Here is a 3,118-nt window from a genome sequence, read left to right as displayed (position 1 = left end):
TATAACCATGAACGCCCAAACATGGCCTTGGGCGGCATCACCCCCAAGCAGCGGTTGGCCATGGCCGCATAGCTCTACTTCTCTGAGCAATGGTTTATGGGGGGATTACCGGTGTGCCGAATCTGCAAATCTCCAGGTTGGCAAAGCAGCCTCTTGGCAATACGGTCTTAGAACTCTGGAACGCCGGCATCGAAAATCCTGAGATTCGTCATCTGTTGCTGCAGCTCGCTTCAAGCGGTGGCTACGGACAATGCGCCGATCTCGCCGCATCAATTGCAGGAGATCCGAAAGCCGAAGAGCAAGAACGATTCGAAGCACTCATGCTCCTAACGAAGTTGTCGGATGATCGCGCCGCAGGATTCATAGAGTCGACCATGTCGGTGGCAGAAGGCTGGACTCAAAGCCTGGCCCGATGGGTAGGCTCATACTTCTATCCCGAGCACGTTACCGATGCTCAGCTATTGAAGCTCATAGAAAAGCTCGTTCATGCACCCGGCGACGACACGCACTTCGCCGACAGCATTGCGCACTTGATTGAGACGGCAAACCTGGACATTGAACGCCTCAAAGGACTGCTGCCGAAGCTGACTGAACTCACGTGTGAAATGGTGGCACTAGATCAAGATGAAGACAAGGTGACGGAGCCAATAGGGCGCTTCAGAGTTTCGCGTGTGCTTCGGGCCGTATGCGTTCGCCTTCTCAAACAGAACACCATTTCAAGTGAGTTGCTGGGTGCCGCCGTCATCGCGTTCAGAGTAGCCAGATCGTCTCATGATCCACACGGCGAGAACACGGACCTGGCCAAGCAATTTCTAAAGTTGCCAGAGCGGCATCGACGGGACATCTTTGACGCGGACTATGCTTGGGCTGTTGGACAGTATTCCGACCGCACTTCCCGTGGCATCTATGCGCGCTTGGTCTTCTTGGACAGCCCCTTGCCCTATTCCGGGAAGCCAGATCAAAGCTGGATCATGGCGGCGCTCGGAGAGACGGGCCGCGACACCGGATATCGTGCCGTTCTTCTTCATCTAGCTGTCTATGTATTACCTCGCAAAGAAGGAGCGCTCACCAGCATCAAGGCCGTTAGGCGAGCTGTAGCGGACTCGCCAGCGCTGGTTGCCCAACTGAATGAATTAATTGCAGCCGAGACCAGCGCAGACCCGAACATCACCCGTATGCAGAGGGAGCAACGAGAGCGGCAAAAGCAACGAGAGCGCAAGCTTGCCAAAGAGAGAAAGCAGTGGCACGAGATGTGGCGCCTGCTGGCCAAGAAGCCAACTCAAGCATTGGCACCCAATCGGCTGAAGAACACGATTTGGAACATCTCTCTTGCCTTACGCAACAAGCCAAGGAGCGAAGGGTACGCCCGATGGGACCGCACGCTTCTAGAGCGAAGCTTTGGCAAGGTCGCGACTGATCTTCTGCGAGAGAGCCTCATGACTTATTGGCGCGGGCTGCGTCCCACGGTTCGCAGTGAGCGCGAAGCCGGTGATAAAGACAGATACCTAATCGTATGGTCGAACGCGCTTATGGGCATATATGCCGAAGCTGAGGATGCAACATGGGCTACCAAGTTGAGTGTGGATGAAGCCGAACTGGCAGCGCGCTATGCACTTCTCGAACTCAATGGTTCTCCCAGTTGGTTAGTCGCGCTTTGCCAAAAGTATCCGGCTGTTGTCGAGAGAGTCATCGGCGAAGAGATCGAGGCAGACCTCTCAGAAGCGTCTGGTTCCAACCAATGGCATTCGATGCGCTTGCAGTCACTTCGGCATGGCCACAGCGAAACTGCCAAGCTTTTTGAGCCCCGGCTGGTTGCTTGGCTGAAAGGTGCCAAGGGCTTGATGCACCAGCCTCACACAATGGAGGCTGAGAATAAGCTGGACCAAGTCATTCGCGTTCTATTGGCCCACGGATCAGAAAAGGCGCAGAGGTGGCTGGGGGAATTGGCGACTCGCGAAGTCCGCATCGCCACAGAAGGCCCCTTCCTACTGTTCTGGCTACGCGTACTGTGTCAAGTCAATTGCCACCGAGGACTGGCGGTACTCCTCGGCCTGCTGGAACGCCTACCTGTTGAAAAGAATGGCTGGGCAATACGCGTAATCGGAAGGCTCTTCGATGAACGCAGCAATCCGGGCTTGGGAAATTGGCGAACGACACTTCAGCCACTCGACATGCTTCGATTGGTGAAAGCCGTCCATCGTCATGTTCTTTCAGAGCAGGATGTGTTCCATGAGGGCGTGTATACGCCGGGAAGCCGTGATCATGCGGAGGATGGACGGCGCTACGTGTTCGACGAATTGATGAGCAGGACGGGCCCTGAGGCGATGACAGCGAAGCTGGCGTTAGCAAACGATCCTGATTTTTCCTACGCACGCGATCACATTAGCCAGTTGGCTCGCGAGCGCTTGGCCGCTGAAATTGACGCCAGCATATTCAGTCCGGACGATGTCGCAAAGTCGTTCAATGGCCGCGAACTCACGCCTCAAACCGCGTCGGACATGGCTGATCTACTCGTCGACCGTCTCGATGACCTTCAAGATCTGATGCTTCGGGACACAGCACCGCGAGCTGCATGGGCCATGGTGACTGATGAAAACGCACTGCGTCCAGCCATTGCCCGAGAGTTCGAAGTGTCCTCTTACGGGGCCTACACGGTCGACCAGGAGGCCGTGACGGCCGATGGCAAAGAAACGGACATTCGGCTACGAGCCTTGGCGGATCTTCAAGCCACCATCGAACTGAAGATTGGTGAAAAGCCTCGATCAGGGCGCGAGCTAAGGGACACCATCGAAGATCAATTGATTAACAAGTACATGGCGCACTCTAAGGCCAGAGCGGGATGCCTCCTCGTGACTGTGAAAAATCCGGACAAGAGGTGGGAACATCCAGAAACTGGAGCATCCTTGGATCGTCATGGACTTCAGGAAATGTTGAGCGAACAAGCGCAACTAGCGCAGCAACGCCTGGGAGGATATGCGCGCGTGCTGGCGAGAGTCCTTGACCTTACTCCCCGTTTACCCACGGAAGCGAAGGCCCGTATTACGAAAGCAGATGCGGGACGCGCGCCGGCTCGACAGGCTGCAAAATATACGCCAACATAGCGGAGGCAGTAGTCACA

The 3,118-nt window shown here is 55.6% G+C and carries 1 protein-coding gene; it reads left to right on the top strand.

Going from position 1 to position 3,118, the window contains the following annotated elements:
* The first annotated feature begins 113 nt into the window (after window positions 1-113).
* Window positions 114-3,101, top strand: a complete 2,988-nt coding sequence (locus EPO09_RS10000; RefSeq protein WP_290642672.1) for a hypothetical protein — start codon at window positions 114-116, stop codon at window positions 3,099-3,101.
* Window positions 3,102-3,118: the final 17 nt, after the last annotated feature.

Source organism: Aquabacterium sp., from assembly GCF_004297345.1.
Taxonomy (GTDB): domain Bacteria; phylum Pseudomonadota; class Gammaproteobacteria; order Burkholderiales; family Burkholderiaceae_C; genus Aquabacterium.
The sequence above is the reverse complement of the archived record's forward strand: the minus strand, read 5'-3'. Positions and strand labels throughout refer to the sequence as shown.